The following is a 21,393-nucleotide window of genomic DNA, read 5'->3' on the forward strand; positions in this document are numbered from 1 at the left end:
ATCAACGCCCTCCCATCGCCGGCGCGTCCTGCTGCTGTGCCGGCGCGGGCGCAGGTGCAGCCTGTTCGCGCGATTGCTGCTGCAGCTGGCGCAGGCCGGTTTCCACCGCAGTCTCGCGCACCTCCGCCGCATTGACCCCTGCGCGCAGCGCCGCAGGATCGCCCGGGCTGCCCTGCACCAGGAACAGTGTCTCGCCAGCCGCACGGCCGGCGCTGGGATTGCTGGCCACGATCTGGTCGACCCGGGTGATGCCCGCGGCCTTCGCTTCGCGCAGCATCACCAGGCTGTAGTCCTCGGCATGCTCGGCGTAGCGTCCGCCCAGGGCCTGCAGGCGCGTACTGATCTGCTGCTGCAGGGCATGATCGCGATGCTGCGGTTGACGGGGGTCATCGTTGGCCGCGAGCGGCACGTCCTGCCCCAATTCGCGCGTCTGGCCGGGTGCAACCGAGGTCAGTACGTACTGCCAGCGGTTCTGCCCAGGCGTGCCGCGCACCGTCGACACGAAGTCGTCATACTCGCCGCCACCGATGGTCTGGCAACCGGCCGAATCGGTGTTGGAATGGCTGCCACGATGGATCTTGAAGGTGTCGTTGAGGTCCTGCACGCCCTGGGTATCACGCGCATCGAACCAGCCATCGCCATTGCTGTCGCGCTCCACCCGTCCGGCGCCCGCAGTGATCGCGTCCTGCGAAGGACGCAGTGCGAACTCATCGGGATGGCCATTGCGCGGATGGGTGGTGGCGCGCATCTCGATGGTGCCCTCGCCCAGGCGCCCCAGATCCTTGACCCGGTCGCCGTTGACGTCCTCACCCTCGGTCTTGGTACGCGGCGCCACATTGCCAAAGCCCGGGCTGCGCGGCGCGGTCTTGGCATGGCCGTCGTACTGGGCGGTCGGCTCGGTCGTGGCCTGGTTGAACTCGCGCACGTGGCCGCGGCCCTGCGCATCCTTCCACAGCACCACGATGCGGTCATCGTAGACCCCACGTCCGCGCGCCTCGGTCGTGCGGTTCTCATCGCGCAACCCCAGCACCACGCGGTCCTGGGTTGCCATTGCATCGTTCGCTGCGATGTTGCCGCGCTGGGCCACGATGCTGCCATAAACGTCGTACTGCTGGGCCTGGCTCAATCCCGCTGTCTCGGCAGCATCGGGCATCTGCGGCGGGCGCGTCGCCTCGCCCAAGCGATCCAGCATCGGATTCACCGTAGCTGCATCCGCTGCGGCCACGCCCCCGTTCCGGCGCAAGCCCTCAAGCTCGGCGGCCGCACGCGCCGAGATATAGCGATCCAGCGATTCCTGCACCACTGCGCTCTGGCCGTCGTGCAGGGCCTGGAGGCGGGTGGCGGCAGCACGCGCATCGTTCCGCCGCAGCAGGGCGACGACCTCGTTGGCTGCGGCATTGATATCCATTTCGGGCATGGTCGGTCCTTGAACATGGTCGGTAAAGGATCAGCCTACCAATCGCACGGTGTGGGGCCTTTGACAGGCCGCACACCTTCGCTGCCGCCGGATCCAGGCGGGAACCGACACGACTCAGCCGCGCGGCCCACCCATCACCGGCAGGATCGCCCCGCTGATGTAGCTTGCACAGACCGGCGAGGCCAGGAACACATACGCCGGTGACAGCTCTTCAGGCTGTGCAGGCCGGCCCATGTCGCTGTCCTTTCCGAACTCGGCGACATCCCCGGCCTGCTTGTCGGCCGGGTTCAGCGGCGTCCATACCGGCCCCGGCGCCACGCAGTTGACCCGGATGCCGCGCGGCAGCAGCTGGCTGGCCAGGGCCTTGGTGAACGCATGGATCGCGCCCTTGGTGGACGAGTAGTCGATCAGCGCCTTGCTGCCGAAGAGTCCGGTTTCCGAGCCGGTGTTGATGATGCTGGCGCCCTCGCCCAGATGCGGCAGTACCGCACGCGCCATCTGGATGTAGCCGCCGATGTTGGTCTGCAGCGTCTCCTGCAGGTGCGCGTCTTCCAGATCCTCCAGCCGCTCGCAGTGCAGCTGGAACGCGGCGTTGTTGACCAGGATGTCGATGCCACCGAAGGCCTTGGCCACCTGCTTGACCGCCTTGTTGCAGAAGCGCGGGTCGCGCACGTCACCGGCGATCACCACACAGCGGCCACCTTCGCGCTCCACGTGCTGGCGGGTGATGTCGGCATCTTCGGCCTCGTCCAGGTGCAGGACCGCCACATCGGCGCCTTCGCGTGCGAACAGCACGGCCACAGCACGGCCGATGCCGGAATCACCGCCAGTGACGATCGCCCGCATGCCCTGCAGCTTGCCGCTGCCGGTGTAGTCCGGCGCGAGGAAGCGCGGCGCCAGCTCCAGTTCGTGTTCGTGCCCCGGCTTTGCCAGCTGCTGGGCCGGCATGGCCTCCGGCTGGCGGCGTGCGCCGGCCTGGGTCGCGGTCTTTTTCGTGGCCTTCTTGGCCGCGCGGGCGTCCTTGGCCTTTTCCTGATCCTGCAGGCGCCGCTGCCGGGCGGCAACGCGGGCGGCGCGGGGATCACCAGCCGCCGCCTTGCGGGTTGCGGTCTTCACCACCCGCGGGCGAGCGGGGTCGGCAGCGGTCTGGGTCGCGGTGCTGCCCTTGCGCACCTTGGGTGAGGCTTTGCGGCGGGCGGGGGTCTTTCGGGTGGTGGCCATGCAGGTCTCCTCGGGGGGGAATGGGATCGGCGGCCAGCGGCCGGCACTACCGGGCGCATGCGCCGCAGTACCGGGGGCGGCATCCGCCGCGACTGCAGTGTCTCCACCCAGGCTGTTGGCGGGGGTGAGCGCACCGTGTCCACGATGTGCACGGTGTTCATTCCGCCACCACGTGCGCCGTCGCACGCTGCACGCAACCACACCAAGGAACCCTTCCATGAAGCATGCCATCGCCACCGCCGCCGTCTGTCTCGCCCTCGCCGCCTGCAGCAGCACGCCGGTAGCCCAGGTGCAGCCGATCGACGGCGTGATTTCCGGCCAGTGCCACAGCGACAGGGTGCGTGGTGCGCTCGGCCTGGCCGCCTCCGCCGCAACCGTCGAGCGCGCGCGCGTGGACAGCGACAGCCTGCACGTGCAGGTGCTGCGCCATGACGGCCCGCGCGTGCCGCCGGCACACGAAGGCGGTGACCGCCTGACCATCGAGAAGGGCCGCACCAACAACATCACCGCGATCTATTGCGGCTGACGTCTGCGGCTGAGCCGGCGCGCCCTGCGCAGCACGCGCAGGGTGGCCTGTTCCCACTGGCGCGGCCCACGCAGGCCGGCCAGTTCCGCCAGTTCGCCGCGCTCCCAGCCGGCGAACACGCAGGGGTCGATGTAGGCCTTGCGGCACACCGCAGGGGTATTACCCAACTGGGTCGCCACCTTGCACACCACCTCACGCTGTACCTTGGCCAGCGCACGCTGGCTGGCCGGTTCGGGCAACTCGGTGGCCGCGAACGCTTGCACCGCGGCCAGGGTGCCGCCCCAGGTGCGGAAATCCTTGGCGGTGAATTCCTCGCCCATCACCTCGCGCAGGTAATCGTTGACCGCACCGGAGTCGACCGGCTGGATGGCACCGTCGTCGTCGCGATACTGGAACAACGCCTGGCCCGGCAACTGCTGCACGCCGCGCACCAGCGTGCCCAGCCGGCGGTCACCTACCGTCACTTCGTGCAGCTGCCCGGATTTGCCGCGGAAGCGCATCCGTACGCGCCCGCCGCGCAGCAGGTCGAGGTGCCGGTTGCGCAGCGTGGTCAGGCCAAAGGATCTGTTTTCCTTGGCATAGGACTCATTGCCTACCCGCACCAGGGTGTCGGCCAGCAGCGCGACCACGACCGCCAGCACCTTTTCGCGGGGGAAGCCGCTGTGCTTGAGATCGCGGCTGAGCCGGCGCCGCAGCGCGGGCAGTGCTTCACCAAAGGCGATCACCCGGTCGAACTTGCCGGCGTCGCGCACTGCGGCCCAATCGGCGTGGTAGCGATACTGCTTGCGCCCGCGGGCATCGCGGCCGGTGGCCTGCAGATGGCCATTGGCGTGGGCGCAGATCCATACGGCGGTATAGGCCGGTGGAATCGCCAGCGCGCGGATGCGCTGCAGGGTGGCGGCATCGCGCACCGCATGGCCATCGGCATCGCGGTAGCTGAAGCCCTTGCCGGCGCGGCGCCGGCTGATGCCCGGCTGGGTGTCATCGACATAGCGCAGGCCCGCAGCGCGCGCGGCCTGTCGTTCGGGGGTAGAGGGGGTCGGCATGCGCGCAGTGTCGCTGCCGCGCTGCCGCGATCCTGTCGATAACACAAGACAAACACGTGAGGATCGGTTCGCCGCTATGCTCGGGCTTTCACAATCCCTTCCGGAGTCATGATGTCGTTCCCGATTCGCGCCCGTTCGCTCTCCGCCCTGCTGCTGCCGGCCGTGCTGGCCCTGACCGCCTGCCAGGCACCGGCGCTGGATGAACAGGATTCGGCCACGGCCCATGCCCAGCAGGCTGCCGAAGCCGCCAAGGCACCGGCCGACGAAGCCGGCAAGGCCACCGAGGCACCGCCGGTCGGCACCTGCGATGCCAGCCAGGTGCAGAGCCTGGTCGGCCAGGCCTACGCCGACGCGCTGGGCAAGCAGGCGCAGGAAGATGCCGGTGCCCACCAGCTGCGCGTCATGAAGCCCAACGACGTGGCCACGATGGAATTCCTCGGCGACCGCCTGAACATCGAAGTGGACGACAAGGGCCTGGTCAGCGGCGTGCGCTGCGGCTGAGGGCGACCCCGCGCCGGCACGGGGTTGCCGGCGCGTTCTGTTGCACCTGCAACCGTGTATTGCGGCGCTGCAGCAACCTGTGATCTAGTCGAGGCATCCGGTGGCCTCACGATGCGCTCCAGGGAATGAGCGGGGACGAGTGTCGCCGCCAACCCTATACGCATCGAGGTAGAGATGGCCCCCCGCAACCGCCAAGGGCTTTACGACCCGCGCTCCGAGCGCGATGCCTGTGGATTTGGCATGGTCGCCCAGCTCGACGATCAACCTTCGCGCCTGTTGGTTGATACCGCCATCGCCGCGCTTTCGCGCATGACCCACCGTGGCGGCGTCGCCGCCGATGGCCTGACCGGCGATGGCTGTGGCCTGCTGCTGCGCCGCCCCGATGCATTCCTGAAACTGCTGGCCAGCGAAGCCGGCATCACCACCGCCGCGCGCTTCGCTGCCGGCCTGGTGTTCCTGCCGCACGACACCGAGGCCGCCGACGCCTGCCGTTCCCAGCTGCAGGCGCAGGTGGAAGCGGTCGGCTGCAAGGTCGCCGGCTGGCGCGAGGTACCCACCGATGACAGCGTCTGCGGCCAGCTGGCGCGCGATACCCTGCCGCGCATCGAACAGGTGTTCGTCGATGCCGGTGTCGGCCAGGACGATGCCGGCTTCGCGCTGGCGCTGTTCCTGGCCCGTCGCCGCAGCGAGCAGCAGCTGCGCGATCACGCTGATTTCTACGTCACCACCCTCGCCCCCGATGCGATCAGCTACAAGGGCATGGTGCTGCCGGACAAGCTCAGCCGCTTCTATCCCGACCTGCAGCGGCGCGAACTGGCCTCCAGCGCGATCGTGTTCCACCAGCGCTTCTCGACCAACACGCTGCCGCGCTGGCCGCTTGCCCACCCGTTCCGGATGCTCGCCCACAATGGCGAGATCAACACCATCGAAGGCAACCGCCGCTGGGCCCAGGCGCGCAGCAAGGTGTGGAAGACGCCGCGCTTCGACATCGCCGAATTCGACCCGGTGATCTCCATGCACGGCTCGGACTCGCAGAGCCTGGACAACATGCTGGAACTGATGGTCGCCGGTGGCATGGAGCTGATCCAGGCGCTGCGCATCCTGGTGCCGCCGGCCACCCAGTCGCTGGAGTTCAAGGACCCGGACCTGGCCGCGTTCTACGAGTTCCACGGCCTGAACAGCGAGCCGTGGGATGGCCCGGCCGGCATCGTTGCCTGCGACAGCCGCTACGCCGTCTGCACCCTCGACCGCAACGGCCTGCGCCCGGCACGCTGGATGCTGACCGCCGACCGCCACTTCCTGGTTGCCTCTGAAGCGGGCGTGTGGGAAGTGCCCACCGAGCGGGTGGTGCGCAAGGGCAAGCTCGGCCCCGGCGAAATGATCGCGATCGACCTCAAGCGCGGCGACCTGCTCGACTCCGATGCGGTCGACCGTATCAACCGCGGCCGCGCGCCCTACAAGCAGTGGCTGCAGCAGGGCGTGACCTACCTGCAGACCGAACTGATCGACCCGTCGCTGGTGGAAGAGCCGTTCGACGAAGCCACCCTGCGCAGCTACCACAAGCTGTACCAGCTCAGCAGCGAGGAAGTGGAGCAGGTGCTGCGGCCGCTGGCCGAGACCGAGCAGGAAGCCACCGGCTCGATGGGCGACGACACGCCGATGGCGGTGCTGAGCCAGCGCAGCCGCCCGCTGTACGACTATTTCCGCCAGGCCTTCGCGCAGGTCACCAACCCGCCGATCGATCCGCTGCGCGAAGACTGCGCGATGTCCCTGTCCACCCAGCTCGGCAAGGAGACCAACATCTTCCATGCCGGTCCGGAGACGGTGAACCACGTCATCCTCAATTCGCCGGTGCTCAGCCAGCGCAAGCTGCGCCAGCTGCTGAAGATGGACCAGTACGCGCAGGCCAACCGTCTGCTCGACCTGTCCTACAGCGAAGACGAGGGCCTGCGTGCCGGCATCGAGCGCATCTGCGCCGAGGCCGAACAGGCCGCGCGCGAAGGCATGGTGATGCTGCTGCTGTCCGACCGCTACCCGGTGGCCGGGCGGCCGATGGTGCATGCCCTGCTCGCCACCAGCGCCATCCACCACCACCTCTCGCGGCTGGGCCTGCGCTGCGACGTGAATCTCATCGTCGAGACCGGCACCGCGCGCGACCCGCACCACATGGCCTGCCTGCTCGGCTTCGGCGCCACGGCGGTGTATCCGTACCTGGCCTACCAGACCCTGTTCGACCTGGGCCGCCGCGGCATCCTCAAGCTCAGCAAGGGCGGTGAGCAGTCGCAGATCGGCCGCCGCTACCGCAAGGGCGTCTACAAGGGGCTGTCGAAGATCATCTCGAAGATGGGCATCTGTACCGTGGCCAGCTACCGCGGCGCGCAGCTGTTCGAGATCATCGGCCTGGAACCGGAGGTCGTCGATCTGTGCTTCCCGGATACCGCCTCGCGCATCGGTGGCGCGGGTTTCGCGCGCCTGGATGCCGACGCGCGCGAGCTGTGCGCGCAGGCGTGGGACGCGCAGCAGGACGTGGATGTCGGCGGCCTGCTGAAGTACGTGCACGGCGGCGAGTACCACATGTACAACCCGGACGTGGTCACCACCCTGCAGCGCGCGGCGCGCAGCGGCGATCCGCGTGCCTGGCAGCAGTACTGCGATGCGGTGCATGCGCGCCCGCCCTCGGCACTGCGTGACCTGCTGGAACTGGTCCCTGCCGCCACGCCCGCACCGCTCGATGAAGTGGCCCCGGCCAGCGAACTGTTCCCGCGCTTCGATACCGCGGCGATCAGCCTCGGCGCCCTGTCACCGGAAGCGCATGAAGCGCTGGCGATTGCGATGAATCGCCTGGGGGGCCGCAGCAATTCCGGCGAAGGCGGTGAAGACCCCGCACGCTATGGCACCGCCAGGCGCAGCAAGATCAAGCAGGTGGCCTCCGGGCGCTTCGGCGTGACCGCCGAGTACCTGGTCAATGCCGAGGTGCTGCAGATCAAGGTCGCGCAGGGTGCCAAGCCCGGCGAGGGTGGCCAGCTGCCCGGGCACAAGGTCAACGAACTGATCGCGCGGCTGCGCTATGCGCGCCCGGGCATCGGTCTGATTTCGCCGCCGCCGCATCACGACATCTATTCGATCGAGGACCTGGCGCAGCTGATCTACGACCTCAAGCAGGTCAACCCGACCGCGCTGGTGTCGGTGAAGCTGGTCAGCCATGCCGGCGTCGGAACGATTGCGGCGGGCGTGGTCAAGGCCGGTGCGGACCTGATCACCATCTCCGGCCATGATGGCGGCACCGGTGCCTCGCCGGTCAGCTCGATCCGCTATGCCGGCGTGCCGTGGGAGCTGGGCGTGGCCGAGGCGCACCAAGCGCTGCTCGCCAACGACCTGCGCGGCCGTACCCTGCTGCAGACCGATGGCGGCCTGAAGACCGGGCTGGACGTGGTCAAGGCCGCATTGCTGGGCGCCGACAGCTTCGGCTTCGGCACCGCGCCGATGATCGTGCTGGGCTGCAAGTACCTGCGCATCTGTCACCTCAACAACTGTGCCACCGGCGTGGCCACCCAGGACGAGCGCCTGCGCGAGAACCACTTCACCGGGCAGCCCGAGCGCGTGGAGAACTTCTTCCGGCTGCTGGCCGAAGAAGTGCGTGGCTGGCTGTCCTACCTGGGCGCGCGTTCGCTGGAAGAGATCGTCGGCCGTACCGACCTGCTGCGCCAGATCGAATCCGCGCCGCGCGACGGCGTGCGCGTGGACCTGTCGCGCCTGCTGGCCGACAGCCGCTACGAGGGCAGCCACTGCGCCGCGCAGCGCCTGTACGAATCGCCGGACAGCCTGGCCACGCAGATGGATGGCCTGCTGGCCCCGGCCATCGAGCACAAGCGCGGCGGCGAGCATCGCTTCCTGATCCACAACACCGACCGCAGCATCGGTGCCCGCCTGGCGGGTGCGGTGGCACGCGCGCACGGCAACCAGGGCATGGCCGAGGCACCGCTGGAACTGCGCTTCCGTGGCAGCGCCGGGCAGAGCTTCGGCGCCTTCAATGTCGGTGGCCTGCACCTGGAAGTGGAAGGCGAAGCCAACGATTACGTCGGCAAGGGCATGGCTGGCGGCCGGCTGGTGGTGCGGCCGCCGCGTGGCGCGCGCTTCGAGGCACGCAGCACCGCCATCATCGGCAACACCTGCCTGTACGGTGCCACCGGCGGTGAGCTGTTCGCTGCCGGCCGCGCCGGCGAGCGCTTCGCGGTGCGCAATTCCGGCGCACTGGCCGTGGTCGAAGGTGCCGGTGACCACTGCTGCGAGTACATGACCGATGGCGTGGTGCTGGTGCTGGGCAAGGTCGGGCTGAACTTCGGCGCCGGCTTCACCGGCGGCCTGGCCTACGTACTGGACGTGGACCGTGATTTCGTCGACCGCTACAACCACGAGCTGATCGACATCCATCGCGTGTCCGCCGAAGGCTTCGAGAACTACCGCCAGCACCTGCACCGCCTGATCGGCCGCCATCGCGAGCTGACCGGCAGCATCTGGGCACAGCAGATCCTGGACGAGTTCCGCGATTACATCGGCAAGTTCTGGCTGGTCAAACCCAAGGCCGCCAGCATCGAGTCGCTGACCGAAACCCTGCGACGCGCCGCGTGATGTTTTCCGGTAGTGCTGGCCGCTGGCCGGCAACGTTCCCCCTCGCATTCCAGAGCCCGCCATGAGCCGCAAGCACGCCTTCCAGTTCCTCGACCTGCCCCGCACCATGCCGCAGCGCATCCCGGTGGAACTGCGCACGTCCGGCGACTGGGGCGAGCTGTACGGAAAATTCGGCAAGGAGGACGCCCAGTACCAGGCGGGCCGCTGCCTGGACTGCGGCAACCCGTACTGCAGCTGGAAGTGCCCGGTGCACAACGCCATTCCGCAGTGGCTGCAGCTGGTGCAGGAGAACCGCATCCACGAAGCCGCCACGCTGTGCCACAGCACCAACCCGCTGCCGGAGGTGTGCGGCCGGGTCTGCCCGCAGGATCGCCTGTGCGAGGGCAGCTGCACGCTGGAAGAGTTCGGTGCGGTCACCATCGGTGCGGTGGAGAAGTACATCGTCGATACCGCGCTGGCCAGCGGCTGGCGCCCTGACCTGGGCGCGGTGCAGCCGACCGGCCGCAGCGTTGCGGTGATCGGGGCCGGTCCCGCCGGCCTGGCGTGCGCCGACCGCCTGGCCCGCGCCGGCATTGCCGCGGTGGTCTACGACCGCTACGAGCAGATCGGCGGCCTGCTGCAGTTCGGCATTCCCAGCTTCAAGCTGGACAAGGACGTGATCCACCGGCGCCGCGACGTGCTGGAGGGCATGGGCGTGCAGTTCCGCCTCGGCGTGGAGATCGGCCGCGACCTCAGCGTGCAGCAGCTGCTGGACACCCACGATGCGGTGTTCATCGGTACCGGCGCCTACCGCTACACCGATGGTGGCCTCGACGGCCAGGACCTGAAGGGCGTGCTGCCGGCGCTGCCGTTCCTGGTGCAGAACAGCCGCATCGTCGGCGGCGATGACCCGAAGGGCCGGCCGATTGCCGGCTGGGAAGACACCATCGCCCTGCCCGACCTCAACGGCAAGCGGGTGGTGGTGCTCGGTGGTGGCGATACCGGCATGGACTGCGTGCGCAGCGCGGTGCGCCTCGGCGCGGCCAAGGTCACCTGCGCCTACCGGCGCGACGAAGCCAACATGCCCGGCAGCGCTCGCGAAGTGGCCAATGCGCGCGAAGAGGGCGTGCGCTTCCTGTTCAACCGCCAGCCGCTGTCGATCGAAGCCGGCGCCGACGATGAAGTGATCGGCGTGACCGTGGTCGAAACCCGGCTGGGCGAACCCGATGCCAATGGCCGCCAGAACGCCGTGCCGATCGAAGGCAGTGAATCCCTGCTGGAAGCGGACGTGGTGATCATCGCCTTCGGCTTCTCGCCGAGCGTGCCGGCGTGGCTGGCGGACCTGGGGGTGGAAGGCCAGCCCAACGGCCGCATCGTCGCCGGGGGCAAGGACCGCCTGCCGTTCCAGACCGCGCATCCACGCCTGTTCGCCGGTGGCGACGCGGTACGCGGTGCAGACCTGGTGGTGACCGCCGTGGCCGAAGGCCGCGACGCCGCTGCCAGCATCGTCCGCCTACTGGCGCACTGAGTCCGGCAACAGCAGCTCCTCCAGCAGCGCGCGCAGTTCGCACGGCGCCACCGGCTTGGCCAGGAAATGGTCGATGCCCGCATCACGGCAGGCCTCGCGCGTGCGTTCCAGCACACTGGCAGTCAGCGCGACGATCGGCACCTGCGCACGGATGGTGCAGGTATCGCCACGGATCGCCCGTGCCAGCGCGAAGCCGTCCATGTGCGGCATATGGCAGTCGGTGATGACCAGATCAAAGGGCTGCGCCTGCCAGGCCTCCCATGCCTGCTGGCCGTCGTCGCAGGCGTGTACCTGCAGCCCCAGCTCGCGCAGGCGCTGTACCAGCAACTGCAGGTTGGTCGGATGGTCTTCAACAACCAGTGCCCGCGCCGGCGGCAGCGGCCGTTGCACGGCCGTCGTGAGCACCGGTACCACCGTCGGTGCCGCACAGGCCGCCAGCACCAGTTCCAGCCATACGGTGGTTCCCTTGCCCGGCGCGCTGCGCAGGTGCAGCTGGCCCCCCATCGATGCCGCCAGCTCGCGGCAGATCGACAGGCCCAGCCCACTGCCACCAAAGCGGCGCGTGGTCGAGGTCTCGGCCTGCTCGTAGGCAGCGAATACCGCCTGTTGCCGCTCCATGCTGATGCCCACGCCCGTATCGGTCACCTGCAGGCGCAACCGCTGCCCGCCATCGCGCTGCTGCAGCACATGGACCTGCAGCACCACGCTTCCCTGCAGAGTGAACTTGAGTGCATTACCGGCCAGGTTGAACAGGACCTGGCGCAGGCGCAGCCCATCGGCCAGCGACCACTGCTGCAGCATGGGGTCGATCTCGCTGTGCAGGTGCAGGCCGCGGCTGGCCGCGACGGGCATCAACAGCTGCTGCACCGCGCGCACCAGCGCCGCAAGGTCGGTCGGCCGCAGCTGCAGTGGCGCTGGCTGCAGGCGCTGGCTGTGCAGCACATCGTCCAGGATCTGCCGCAGCATCTGCGCGGCATCACCCACGGTGGTCAGCACCTGCCGCTGGCCCGCATCCAGGTCACTGGCAGCCAATCGCTCCAGCATGCCCAGCAGGGTACTCATCGGCGTGCGGATCTGGTGGCTCATGGTCGCCAGGAAATGGCTCTTGGCCAGCGCCGCCTGCTCGGCCGCGCGGCGCGCCTCGGCCAGCGCTACTGCACGCGCCTGTGCTTCACTGACATCCAACCAGTAGCCGCTCCACTCCACGCTGCTGTCATCGCACTGCAGCGGTCGTCCCTGTGAGCGGACCCAGCGCCAACCCTGCGCCGACCGGGTGCGGAACGTAACGTCGATGGGACCGCGCACCAGCGCGGCCGCTTCGATGCACGCCATCACCCGGCTGCGGTCGTCGGCATGCACCGCGGCCAGCAGTTGCAGATGGTCGATCCGCGCAGTCTCCACGCTTACGCCGAACAACGCCTGCACGTCACCGGCGATCTGCGCCAGGCTGTAGTGGCCGGTTGCCGAACGGCGGGCCTGGTAGACCACCGCCGGCAGGTTCGCGGTGACGTCGTGCAACCGCTGCTCCAGCACGCGGCGACGCACGCTCTCGCGATGCACGCGCCAGTAGCCGAAGGCATGCAGCAGCACGAGCGCGAGCAGGATCAGCGACGCCGGCACCAGCCAGCGCAGCGCCGAACCGGTGAGCCGCGCGCGTGGCCGGTCCGGCAGCCAGGCGCTGCGGCTCGACGCGCGACGTGCATCGCTCTCCTGCAGGAGCCGCTGGTCGAAAGCAGCGACCACCTCGGCACAGGCCGGCACGGCCGCGAGTACCAGTGCATCGCCGAAGCCTGCGGGTGCCGCGATCACCACAGCATCACCTGGCTCCGCGCGGAGCGCGGCCTCCAGTTCAGCGAGATTGGCGACCACGGCGTCGACCAGCCCGGCACGCAGCAGTGACAGCGCGTGGTCCAGCGGCGCAGGGGCCAGCAGCTGCGCCCCCGGGGCCTGCTCGGCCAGCAATGGCTCCAGCGGCAGCCGGTCCGGGCTGGCCACGCTGCGGCCACGCAGGCCCTCCAGCCCCAGCACCGCAGCGGCGCCCTCGCGCCGCACGATCACCTGCGGCACCTCCAGGTAGGCCCTGCTGGCCACCCAGCCTGCCGGCAGCTGTGCGCGCGGCCAGCCCAGCAGCACCTGGGTGCCGGCCGGCAGTGCTCCCTCGGTAAGTACCGTCGCAGGCAACGGCTTCGCATGCTGCGCCGCCTGCATGCCCAGCAGCGGCAGGTAATCCGCGGCCAGTCCCGCAACCTCGCCCTGCTGGCTGTATGACAGGGGCGGCCGGTCGGAGCGCCATGCCACCTGCAGGGGGCCCGTACAACCGGATGCAGCGGCGATACCGGGCAGCAACAGCGATGCCATGACGGCGGCGACGGCGCGGCGGCCGGCGACATTCACGGTAGACGTCCTCATTTCGCGGGCAGGAACCACGGCCGCGCAGCGGTACCGCTGCCAGCCACGCTAGCGAGGCAGGCTTCCGCCACAATGAGAAAAATTGGAAAAGCATCCGCATCGGCGAATGCCGACATACACTGCCGCTTCTACCCGTCCTACGGAGCGCTCGATGCGTATCGGCCTGGCCGCCAACCGTCTCCATCACCACGATGCGCGCGCGGCGCTGTTCCGCTGGCTGCGTGCCAGCGAGGCAGGCTTGCGCGAACTGGGGGTGTCACTGCATGCGGTCGGGCGCACCCACGATGCGATCGAACGGCAGGGATTCCTGGCCGGCTACGGCGGCCTGCACCGGTATCCCTACGGGCGCGAGGGAGGCCTGATGAAGCTGGTGGCCGAGGTGGTCGGCATGGGGCCGGAGCGGACACTGGACGGTGCGATCTACCTGATCGACCCGGTCGATCCGTCCTCGGTGTTTCCGGAAGCAACCGCGCTCAAGCGGCAGTGCGTGATCCACGGCAAGCCGTTCATTTCAACCGTGGCCACTGCACGCGACTGGATCGAGGTGGAGCGCATCCACGCCGGGCTGGCTGCCGACACCGGTGCCGACGACCTGCATGCTTTCCAGGGGCAGACGCTGGCGCTGATCGCGCATGATGCGATGAAGCCGGCGATGCTGGCCTTCGCTGACGAGTACTTCGATGTGCTGGCCCGGTTTGGCCAACGCGTTGCGACGGGCACCACCGGGCAGCGCTTGAACGAGCTGGCCTGGAGCCGGGGTTGGCCCAGCGATACGCCGTGGGTGACGCGTTACCAGAGTGGCCCGATGGGCGGCGATGCACAGATTGCCGACCGCGTGCTGGAGGGGCGCTGCCAGCGCGCGATCTTCTTCGAGGACCCGCATGTGGCACGCCAGCACGAGGCCGATATCCAGCTGCTGGAGCGCGCGGTGACGACGGTGACCGACCAGGCGGTGTGCATCACGGCGCCGCGGGTGGCGGCACGCTGGGCGGCAGCGGCGGCGTTGCGGGCGGGGTGAGGGTTTCGGCCAACGGCTGAGCCCCTCGTGGTGGGTCGTTCAAATCAGAAGCCGTGCTCTGCCGGGCGGGGTGGATTGCGCAGGGGTCGCTGCAAGTACGTCCTTGTAAGCTCGGTCGCCGCATCCATGCGGCTCACGCCCCTGCGCAACCCACCCCGCCCGGCCACGGACAGTTTCCTGTGTGCCCATCACGGAAGAAAGAAGGAAGAGCAGGAGCGGGTCGCGCGCTGCGCGCGCTTTTGTAGAGCCGAGCCATGCTCGGCTGCTGTCGATCGCGAGGGCTGGATATCCGCGCCACGCGCGTCAGCCGAGCATCGGCTCAGCTCTACAGCAGCTGGCGAAGCATCGCCTTCAGCCTGCGCCCTTCCAGCTGGAAGTAGTCGCGCTGCTCGCGCCACGCGGGGAAACGTTGTTCCACTTCGTGCCAGAACGCGGGCGAATGATTCGGCTGGATCAGGTGGCAGAGTTCATGCACCAGCACGTACTCGAACGCTTCCGGACGACCGAGCACCAGGGCCAGGTCCAGTGCCATGCTGCCGTCCGGCGCCAGCGAGCCCCACTGCGAAGACATCACCTTCAGCCGCAGGCGGCTGGGTGCACGTGGCAGGGTGGGCAGGTACTTCGGCAGCCAGCGGCCGACATCGGCGCGGGTCTGTGCTTCGTAGAACTCGCGCAGCAGGCGGCGCAGGGTGGCATCGCCGGCACGGGTCGGCCACTGCACGCAGGCGCCGTGTTCGTCGATCTCCAGCCGCGCATAGCGGCCTTCCTGCCAGCGCAGCGGCAACAGGTCGCCGCGCAGTGGCAGCACGCCGTCCTCGCCCGGCTGCAACGGGGCGGGCAGGCCCTGGCTCTGGTACTGGCGCAGCTGCAGCGCCAACCAGTCGCGGTGCTGTTCCAGGAATCGCTCGCCCATCACCAGGCTGGCCCGCGGCGGCAGCGTCAACCGTGCGCCGCGCTCGTCCACGCTCAGCTTGATCCGGCGCGCGCGCGGATCGCGCACGCGCAGCACCTCGATCTCGGCATCCTCCAGGCGCAGGCGAACGGTGTCGCGCTGCACGGTAGCGGGCGGGGTCGGGCTGATCAGGCGGCGCAGCAGACGGCTCATGCGCCCAGCATAGCGCTGCTTCGGGCCGCCGGATGACCGGCGGCCCACAGGGTGCCTGTTCAGTCAGCCTTGCTGAGCTTGAACGCTTCTTCCAGCAACAGGAACAGACGGCGGATCTCGGCGCTCTGCAGGGCGAAGCGGGCGTCGAACTCGGCGCGGCGGCCGTCTTCGTCGGCATGCTCCAGCTGGTCCAGTGCGCCGTCGAGGAACTTCAGCTTGCGCACGATCAGGTCGTCGCCGATCACGAAGGACAGGTTGTCCTCGAAGATCAGCGCCAGCTTGGTCACCTGCTTGCCGGCGTCCAGATGCTTGTCGATCTCGTCGCAGCGCAGTTCCTGGTGCTGGCACTTGACCACGGCGCCGCCTTCCACCGGATCCTTCATCTCGCACTCTTCGCCCAGGCTCAGCCCGGTCGGCAGCGGCTCGCCGGCGATCCAGCCGGTCAGGATCGAACGCGGTGCGACTTCGGCGTTCAGCGGCATCGCCGGGAAGCTGCCGAGCAGGCCGCGGATGTCGGACATGAAGTACTCGCCGGTCTTGCGGCTGGAGGTATCCACCGCCACGTAGCCGTGCTGCAGGTCGATGAAGGCATCATTGCGCGAGGACTTCACGAAGGCGCGCGGCAGCAGTTCATGCAGCAGGTCGTCCTTCATCCGCTTGCGCTCGCGGCCACCCGGGCGGCGGCCTTCCTTCTCCTCGATCTCCTCCAGCTTGCGCTCGAGCAGGTCGTTGACCACCGCCGCCGGCAGGATCTTGTCCTCGCCGCCCACGGTCAGCCACAGGTGTTCGGCGATGCGGTGGGAGAGCAGTTCCTTTTCCTCGCGGCCGAACGGCGAGATGAAGCCGCGCGAATTCATTTCCAGCGCGCCGACCGGCTTCAGCAGGGCGTGCGGCAGCAGGGTGTCGACTTCGGAAAAATCGGTGGTGGTCGGGAAACGGAAGAACGTCAGGTTGCGAAAGAACATGGAATTCCGGATGGCGAAGAGGAAGGGCGCCCGACCTTAAACGGTGGGCGTCTCGGGATCTGCGTCGGCGTCGGCCGGGGAGCCGGCCAGCCAGGCATGGGCGTCGGGCAGCGGCGCGTCGTCGCGACGGCCCAGCGCCATGAAGTCGAACAGGGTGGTGTCGGCCAGCTGCGAGGGCCGGACTTCACCCATGGCGCGCGCGATCTGCTCGATGCGGCCCGGGTGGTCCTTTTCCCATTGCTTCAGCATCAGGCCGACCTGGCGGCGCTGCAGGTTCTCCTGGCTGCCGCACAGGTTGCAGGGAATGATCGGGAACCGGCGTGCCTGCGCGTACTCGACGATGTCACTCTCGCGCACGTAGGCCAGCGGCCGGATCACCACGTGCCTGCCGTCGTCGCTGCGCAGCTTCGGCGGCATGCCCGACAGCTTGGCGTGGTGGAACAGGTTCATGAAGAACGTGGCCACCATGTCGTCGCGGTGGTGGCCCAGCGCGATCTTGGTGAAGCCGTGGGTCTCGGCGTAGTTGTACAGCGCGCCACGACGCAGGCGCGAGCACAGCGAACACATGGTCTTGCCCTCCGGGATGACCCGGCTGACCACCGAATAGGTGTCCTGCTCGATGATGTGGTACGGCACGCCCAGGCCTGCCAGGTATTCCGGCAGCACGTGCTCGGGGAAGTCCGGCTGCTTCTGGTCCAGGTTCACCGCCACCAGCTCGAACGGCACTGGCGCCTTCTTCTGCAGCTGCAGCAGCACGTCCAGCAGGGTGTAGCTGTCCTTGCCGCCGGACAGGCACACCATGACCTTGTCGCCGGCCTCGATCATGCCGAAGTCGGCAATCGCCTCGCCGACCTGGCGGCGCAGGCGCTTGGCCAGCTTGTGCTGCTCGCGCTCGGCCACGCGCGGATCGCGGGCGGCGCGCGGTGGGGGATCGGGAAGGGAAATCACGGCACTCATGGGTTCCATTCTAACGGCTCGGAGCCGCCCCGGCCGGGGATCGGGATTCCCCTCTCCCGGCGGTCATCATCGCTGTGTATGCTCGGAGGCTGTGGACACCTACAGCCCCGCCGAGATCGTCGAGCGCCTCGTCGCCCTGCGCGCCGAGCACCGCCTGCTGGATGAACAGATCACCCGCATGGCCGCCAACGGCGAGGACGAGCTGGAGTCCAAGCGCCTGAAGCGGCGCAAGCTGCAGCTGAAGGACTGCATCGCCAGGCTGGAAAGCCTGCAGATTCCCGACGAGCCGGCCTAAAGACCGTCCTGGTGGGTGCCAACCTTGGTTGGCACGGCTGGGAGGTGTGGACCAAGGTCCACACCCACCGCATGGCCGGCGCTGCCTTCAATCCTGCGGCGCAGGCTCGTCCGGGCGGGCCGCTTCCGGGCTGACCCGTTCGATGGTGTGGCGCAGCTCACGGCCCAGGATGAACTTGGCATCCTTGGCCCAGGCATCCAGGCGCTCGTCGAACAGCAGCTTGCTGTTCTCGTCCGGCCACACCAGGCGCAGTTCGCGCAGCTTCTGGATGAAGCCACGGAACAGGGACTTGTCGAAGAACTCCGGCGCGGCCGGCGCATAGAGCAGGCTCAGCCGCTGCGCGGCCTGCTGGCACAGGCTTTCCAGCTCGGCAGCGCCGAGCACGCCGGGGCCGTTCTTCACCAGCACCGAGATGGCAATGTAATAGCGCTCGAACGCCTGCTGCAGCGAATGGCCGATCGCGCGCAGGCGGAACACCTCGTCGGTCTGCCCGGTGTTGCGCGCCAGGATGCCGCCGTCGTCATCGTTGACGTTCTGCAGCAGGCCCTCGCGCACGAACACATCGATGGTCCGGTCGATGCGCTGGGCGAACTCGTCCTCGCTCCACGGCAGGAACAGCTCGGCCTGGAGGAACGGGTACACCGTACGGCCCAGCTGGACCAGGCCGGTGCGGCTCATGCGGCGGTTGTTCTGGAAGCAGCAGGCCACCCACGACGAGGCGGTGAACAGGTGCACCACGTTGTTGCGGAAGTAGCTCAGCAGCACTGCGGTGTCGCCGCTGACGCTGAGCACATCGCCCAGCGGGTGCTTGATGCGGGTGAGGACGTTGATTTCCTCGGCGTGGGCGATGATCCGCTCCGGCGAGTGCGGCGTCACCGTCACCCGGTCCGAGTAAGGCATCTCGACCAGCAGGGTCTTGCACAGTTCGATCTGCGCGATCAGGTCGGCCTCGCCCATCGCGTGCTTCGGCGTGGACAGCAGGGCCAGCGCCAGCAGGTTGATCGGGTTGACGTCGGCGGCGCCATTGATGCGCACCTGGATGCGTTCGGCCAGCGTGTCCACCGTGGTCGACAGCCAGGCCGGCTTTTCGTCCTCGGACACCGCCTCGCCCTTCCACTCCGGCGCCTTCTCGGCCAGCACGTCGTTCAGCGCGATCGGCTCGCCGAAGTTCACCACCACCTGGCCATAGTTCTGCTTGAGCACCTTGGGGATGCCCCACAGCAGCGACCAGATCGATTCCTTCTCCTTCGGCCGGCCGGACAGTTCGTCCAGGTAGCTGCCGCCTTCCATCAGCTTCTCGTAGCCGATGTAGATGGGCTGGAACAGCACCGGCTTGCGCGGCTGGCGCAGGAACGCGCGCAGCGTCATCGAGATCATGCCGCCCTTGGGCTGCAGCAGCCGGCCGGTACGCGAGCGGCCGCCTTCGACGAAGTACTCCAGCGAGTAGCCGCCGGCCACCAGCTGCGCGACGTATTCGCTGAGCACCGCCGAGTACAGCGCGTTGCCACGGATCGAGCGGCGGATGAAGAATGCACCGCCCTTGCGCAGCAGGGTGCCGACCACCGGCAGGTTCAGGTTGATGCCGGCCACGATGTGCGGCGGCACGATGCCACGGTCGTACAGCAGGTAGGACAGCAGCAGGTAGTCCATGTGGCTGCGGTGGCTGGGCACGTAGACCACTTCGTGCCCCGGCGCGGCGGCCTTGAACTTGTCCAGGTGGTGCACCAGCACGCCCGCATAGATGCGGTTCCACACGTGGCTGAGCATGAAGCTGGCCGAGCGCACTACCGGGCTGGAATAGTCCGCAGCGATTTCCCAGGCGTAGGCGTGTGCCTTCTTCCAGGCATCGGCCGGCTTCGAGTTGTCGCGCTTGGCCTGTGCGGCGATCGCTTCGCGTACCGGCTCGGCGGCCAGCACCTGGTCCACCAGCAGGCGCCGGGTCGACAGGTCGGGGCCGATCACCGATTCACGGATGCGTCGGAAGTGCGTACGCAGCACGCGCTGCAGCTTGCGCACCGTGCGCTCCGGCTCCAGGCCTTCATCCACGGTGTTGCGCAGGGAGATCGGCGGGGCGAAGCGGACGATGGTGCTGCGGCCGTTGAGCAGCACCGCCAGCAGGCGACGGAAGCGGCCGACCAGTGCCCAGTTTTCCGAGAACAGCACCGCGAACCAACCGCTCTGCTTGTCCGGGGCGCGGCCGACGAAGATCGACACCGGCACCAGGTGCACGTCCAGGTCATCGCGCACGCGGTGCGCCTGCAGGACCTTGGCCAGCGAGTCGGAGTGGGTCTTGGCGCCGCGCTGCTCGGGAATCAGCGAGTTGCTGGAGCTGCGCCGCGACAGCGCCAGGTAGGCGCGCTTGCGGCCGGTCGGGTCACCGGCCAGCGGCACCAGCGGCGACGGCAGGCCGGCCTGGCGGCAGGCCTTGTCCAGGATCAGCGCGTTGGACAGGCCGTAGTCTTCCAGCACGTACATGACCGGGCGGCCATCGTTGTACTGGCCCGGGTCTTCCGGTTCGATCTTCAGCGACAGCCACGGCTCGACCAGACGGCCGAGCAGGCGAGCCCACAGCGGGCGGCGGCCGGCCGAACGCGCGTGCGCGGGCGGCGGTACCGGGTTCGGGCCGGTACCGGTCGAGGGGGACGCCGGCACCGTATCGGCGGGCGTCGACTGGGATTCTTCGCCGGGGAACGGCAGCGGGTTCTGTTTCGACATCGGCGCCATTATGGCTTAGGCGGCGGCGTTGCCGCTTCCCCACCTTCGGCGGGGGCTTCAGCGGCTGCCGGCGACGCAGCCGCGCGGGCCGCGTCGGCCTTGCGCAGCAGCGCGTCGGTGTCGGCCAGGGTACGGGTCAGGTACCAGTGGCCCTCGCGCCGGCTCAGTGGCAGCTGCAGGCTCATCTCGCGGCCGGCCAGGTCGTAGTGCAGGCGTACCAGCGCATTGTCGCCTTCCACCGAGAGCAGCTCGCCCCGTACGCTGCGAAGCGCGTCATCCACGCCCAGCCCGTAGCTGCCAAGCACCGCCTTGAGGGTGTGGATGAACGGCGCCAGCTGCTGCAGGCTGCCCTCCATGCCAGCCGCCTGCAGGCCAGCCTCGTCATCGAAGCCGACCTTGCCGGCCGCGCCGACCAGCGCGGCGATGGTGCTGCGTGCACGGGCGCGGTCACTGATCGGCGCGCCCTGCGCCCAGACAGCAAGGGTTTCGACCAGGGCGATGTAATGGGCCTGCTGGCCGGGCGTGTAGCCCTTCTGATGGCGCAGGTACTGCACCCCGAAATTGCCCATCGACTGCGCGGCCTGGCGCACGGCGCTGGCCTGGCCGGCCAGCTGGCGGTCGAAGCTGCGCTGCAGTTCGGTGCTGGCATCGGGCTTGCGCAGCGCGGCCAGCATCGGCAGCAGCTGGTCCCCCAGCGGCAGCTCGGTCAGCGGCCACTGGCTGTGTCCCTCCGCCCAGGCCTGCTGCAGCCGCTGATACTGGCCTGGCGGTACCGACAGCTTTGCGTAGCCGACCAGATCATCTTCGGCCAGGCGCAACGCCATCGCCTGCACCGCAGCCACCGGCTCGGCCGCCGGCCTGGCCGGATCGTTCACAGACTCGCGGCATGCCGCAACGGCCAGCAGCAGCATCGCCGCCAGCCCCCATCCACGCGCAGACCTTCCTCGCACCGCCACGCTCATGCACTCGGACTCCCCGGACCGGCCCGCATCTTGCGGCCTGCGACGTGACAGCGGCAAGCCGTGCGGTCACGTTTCCAACCAAGGGGGTCAGATCCCTTCTGCCGGCAGGCAGAAGGGATC

At 68.7% G+C, this 21,393-nt stretch carries 15 protein-coding genes; 6 read left to right on the plus strand and 9 right to left on the minus strand.

The genetic code is table 11. From position 1 onward, the window contains the following. Position 1 precedes the first annotated feature (1 nt). Both VG556_RS14370 and VG556_RS14375 read right to left on the minus strand, forming a co-directional pair. Positions 2 to 1,417, minus strand: coding sequence for an XVIPCD domain-containing protein (locus VG556_RS14370; protein WP_100450856.1), 1,416 nt, complete (start codon positions 1,415 to 1,417; stop codon positions 2 to 4). 114 nt (positions 1,418 to 1,531) lie between these two features. Then, positions 1,532 to 2,638 carry an SDR family oxidoreductase gene (locus VG556_RS14375; protein WP_100450855.1) on the minus strand — a complete coding sequence of 369 codons (1,107 nt, stop codon included), beginning with the start codon at positions 2,636 to 2,638 and terminating at the stop codon, positions 1,532 to 1,534. A gap of 217 nt (positions 2,639 to 2,855) precedes the next feature. On the opposite strand from VG556_RS14375, the gene VG556_RS14380 reads away from it, so the two are divergent. Next, complete coding sequence (locus tag VG556_RS14380) at positions 2,856 to 3,164, plus strand: hypothetical protein (protein WP_014645461.1); 309 nt, start codon at positions 2,856 to 2,858, stop codon at positions 3,162 to 3,164. Here the strand turns inward: VG556_RS14380 and VG556_RS14385 are convergent. After that, complete coding sequence (locus VG556_RS14385; RefSeq protein WP_014645460.1) at positions 3,152 to 4,210, minus strand: DNA topoisomerase IB; 1,059 nt, start codon at positions 4,208 to 4,210, stop codon at positions 3,152 to 3,154. The two genes, VG556_RS14380 and VG556_RS14385, sit on opposite strands and share 13 nt — an antisense overlap. A gap of 111 nt (positions 4,211 to 4,321) precedes the next feature. Between VG556_RS14385 and VG556_RS14390 the strand changes: the two genes are divergently transcribed. The 3 genes from VG556_RS14390 (at position 4,322) to VG556_RS14400 (ending at position 10,847) form a co-directional block, all read left to right on the plus strand. Next, positions 4,322 to 4,711 carry an I78 family peptidase inhibitor gene (locus VG556_RS14390; RefSeq protein ID WP_014035471.1) on the plus strand — a complete coding sequence of 130 codons (390 nt, stop codon included), beginning with the start codon at positions 4,322 to 4,324 and terminating at the stop codon, positions 4,709 to 4,711. Between the two features lie 174 nt (positions 4,712 to 4,885). Next, positions 4,886 to 9,340 carry a glutamate synthase large subunit gene (gene gltB, locus VG556_RS14395; RefSeq protein WP_100450854.1) on the plus strand — a complete coding sequence of 1,485 codons (4,455 nt, stop codon included), beginning with the start codon at positions 4,886 to 4,888 and terminating at the stop codon, positions 9,338 to 9,340. Between the two features lie 61 nt (positions 9,341 to 9,401). After that, positions 9,402 to 10,847, plus strand: a complete 1,446-nt coding sequence (locus VG556_RS14400) for an FAD-dependent oxidoreductase (RefSeq protein ID WP_032962391.1) — start codon at positions 9,402 to 9,404, stop codon at positions 10,845 to 10,847. On the opposite strand, the gene VG556_RS14405 is transcribed toward VG556_RS14400, so the two are convergent. Further along, positions 10,833 to 13,241: an ATP-binding protein gene (locus tag VG556_RS14405; protein ID WP_100450853.1), complete on the minus strand. Its 2,409-nt coding sequence runs from the start codon at positions 13,239 to 13,241 to the stop codon at positions 10,833 to 10,835. The two genes, VG556_RS14400 and VG556_RS14405, sit on opposite strands and share 15 nt — an antisense overlap. Before the next feature lie 166 nt (positions 13,242 to 13,407). Here VG556_RS14405 and VG556_RS14410 point away from each other — a divergent pair, with 166 nt between their 5' ends. Further along, the gene (locus VG556_RS14410) at positions 13,408 to 14,274 is read left to right on the plus strand and encodes a methylglyoxal synthase (protein WP_032962387.1); all 867 of its coding nucleotides are present in this window, start codon (positions 13,408 to 13,410) and stop codon (positions 14,272 to 14,274) included. A 325-nt stretch (positions 14,275 to 14,599) separates the two neighbouring features. Here the strand turns inward: VG556_RS14410 and VG556_RS14415 are convergent, their stop codons facing one another. From VG556_RS14415 to ttcA, 3 genes are read right to left on the minus strand one after another with little or no spacing between them, the layout of a single operon-like run. Further along, positions 14,600 to 15,379, minus strand: coding sequence for a M48 family metallopeptidase (locus tag VG556_RS14415; RefSeq protein WP_032962385.1), 780 nt, complete (start codon positions 15,377 to 15,379; stop codon positions 14,600 to 14,602). Positions 15,380 to 15,438: 59 nt separating this feature from the next. Continuing rightward, positions 15,439 to 16,344: a recombination-associated protein RdgC gene (locus VG556_RS14420; RefSeq protein WP_005411825.1), complete on the minus strand. Its 906-nt coding sequence runs from the start codon at positions 16,342 to 16,344 to the stop codon at positions 15,439 to 15,441. Between the two features lie 36 nt (positions 16,345 to 16,380). Continuing rightward, positions 16,381 to 17,301, minus strand: coding sequence for a tRNA 2-thiocytidine(32) synthetase TtcA (ttcA, locus tag VG556_RS14425; RefSeq protein WP_032962383.1), 921 nt, complete (start codon positions 17,299 to 17,301; stop codon positions 16,381 to 16,383). A 91-nt stretch (positions 17,302 to 17,392) separates the two neighbouring features. Here ttcA and VG556_RS14430 point away from each other — a divergent pair, with 91 nt between their 5' ends. Then, complete coding sequence (locus VG556_RS14430; protein WP_032962381.1) at positions 17,393 to 17,596, plus strand: YdcH family protein; 204 nt, start codon at positions 17,393 to 17,395, stop codon at positions 17,594 to 17,596. Between the two features lie 87 nt (positions 17,597 to 17,683). On the opposite strand, the gene plsB is transcribed toward VG556_RS14430, so the two are convergent. After that, positions 17,684 to 20,320 (minus strand): glycerol-3-phosphate 1-O-acyltransferase PlsB, encoded by a 2,637-nt coding sequence (gene plsB, locus VG556_RS14435; protein ID WP_100450852.1) that lies wholly within the window; start codon positions 20,318 to 20,320, stop codon positions 17,684 to 17,686. Continuing rightward, positions 20,320 to 21,273, minus strand: coding sequence for a hypothetical protein (locus tag VG556_RS14440; protein ID WP_014645453.1), 954 nt, complete (start codon positions 21,271 to 21,273; stop codon positions 20,320 to 20,322). The genes plsB and VG556_RS14440 overlap by 1 nt, the downstream gene beginning before the upstream one ends. Between the last annotated feature and the right edge of the window lie 120 nt (positions 21,274 to 21,393).

Origin of the sequence: Stenotrophomonas sp. CASM106 (genome assembly GCF_049384825.1) — a bacterium.
GTDB classification, from domain to species: Bacteria; Pseudomonadota; Gammaproteobacteria; order Xanthomonadales; family Xanthomonadaceae; genus Stenotrophomonas; species Stenotrophomonas muris.

Bases quoted from the DNA above. Each gene is read 5' to 3' on its own strand.
- VG556_RS14370 (WP_100450856.1), bottom strand. From the start codon at position 1,417: ATGCCCGAAATGGATATCAATGCCGCAGCCAACGAGGTCGTCGCCCTG.
- VG556_RS14375 (WP_100450855.1), bottom strand. From the start codon at position 2,638: ATGGCCACCACCCGAAAGACCCCCGCCCGCCGCAAAGCCTCACCCAAG.
- VG556_RS14380 (WP_014645461.1), top strand. From the start codon at position 2,856: ATGAAGCATGCCATCGCCACCGCCGCCGTCTGTCTCGCCCTCGCCGCC.
- VG556_RS14385 (WP_014645460.1), bottom strand. From the start codon at position 4,210: ATGCCGACCCCCTCTACCCCCGAACGACAGGCCGCGCGCGCTGCGGGC.
- VG556_RS14390 (WP_014035471.1), top strand. From the start codon at position 4,322: ATGTCGTTCCCGATTCGCGCCCGTTCGCTCTCCGCCCTGCTGCTGCCG.
- gltB (WP_100450854.1), top strand. From the start codon at position 4,886: ATGGCCCCCCGCAACCGCCAAGGGCTTTACGACCCGCGCTCCGAGCGC.
- VG556_RS14400 (WP_032962391.1), top strand. From the start codon at position 9,402: ATGAGCCGCAAGCACGCCTTCCAGTTCCTCGACCTGCCCCGCACCATG.
- VG556_RS14410 (WP_032962387.1), top strand. From the start codon at position 13,408: ATGCGTATCGGCCTGGCCGCCAACCGTCTCCATCACCACGATGCGCGC.
- VG556_RS14415 (WP_032962385.1), bottom strand. From the start codon at position 15,379: ATGAGCCGTCTGCTGCGCCGCCTGATCAGCCCGACCCCGCCCGCTACC.
- VG556_RS14420 (WP_005411825.1), bottom strand. From the start codon at position 16,344: ATGTTCTTTCGCAACCTGACGTTCTTCCGTTTCCCGACCACCACCGAT.
- ttcA (WP_032962383.1), bottom strand. From the start codon at position 17,301: ATGAGTGCCGTGATTTCCCTTCCCGATCCCCCACCGCGCGCCGCCCGC.
- plsB (WP_100450852.1), bottom strand. From the start codon at position 20,320: ATGGCGCCGATGTCGAAACAGAACCCGCTGCCGTTCCCCGGCGAAGAA.
- VG556_RS14440 (WP_014645453.1), bottom strand. From the start codon at position 21,273: ATGAGCGTGGCGGTGCGAGGAAGGTCTGCGCGTGGATGGGGGCTGGCG.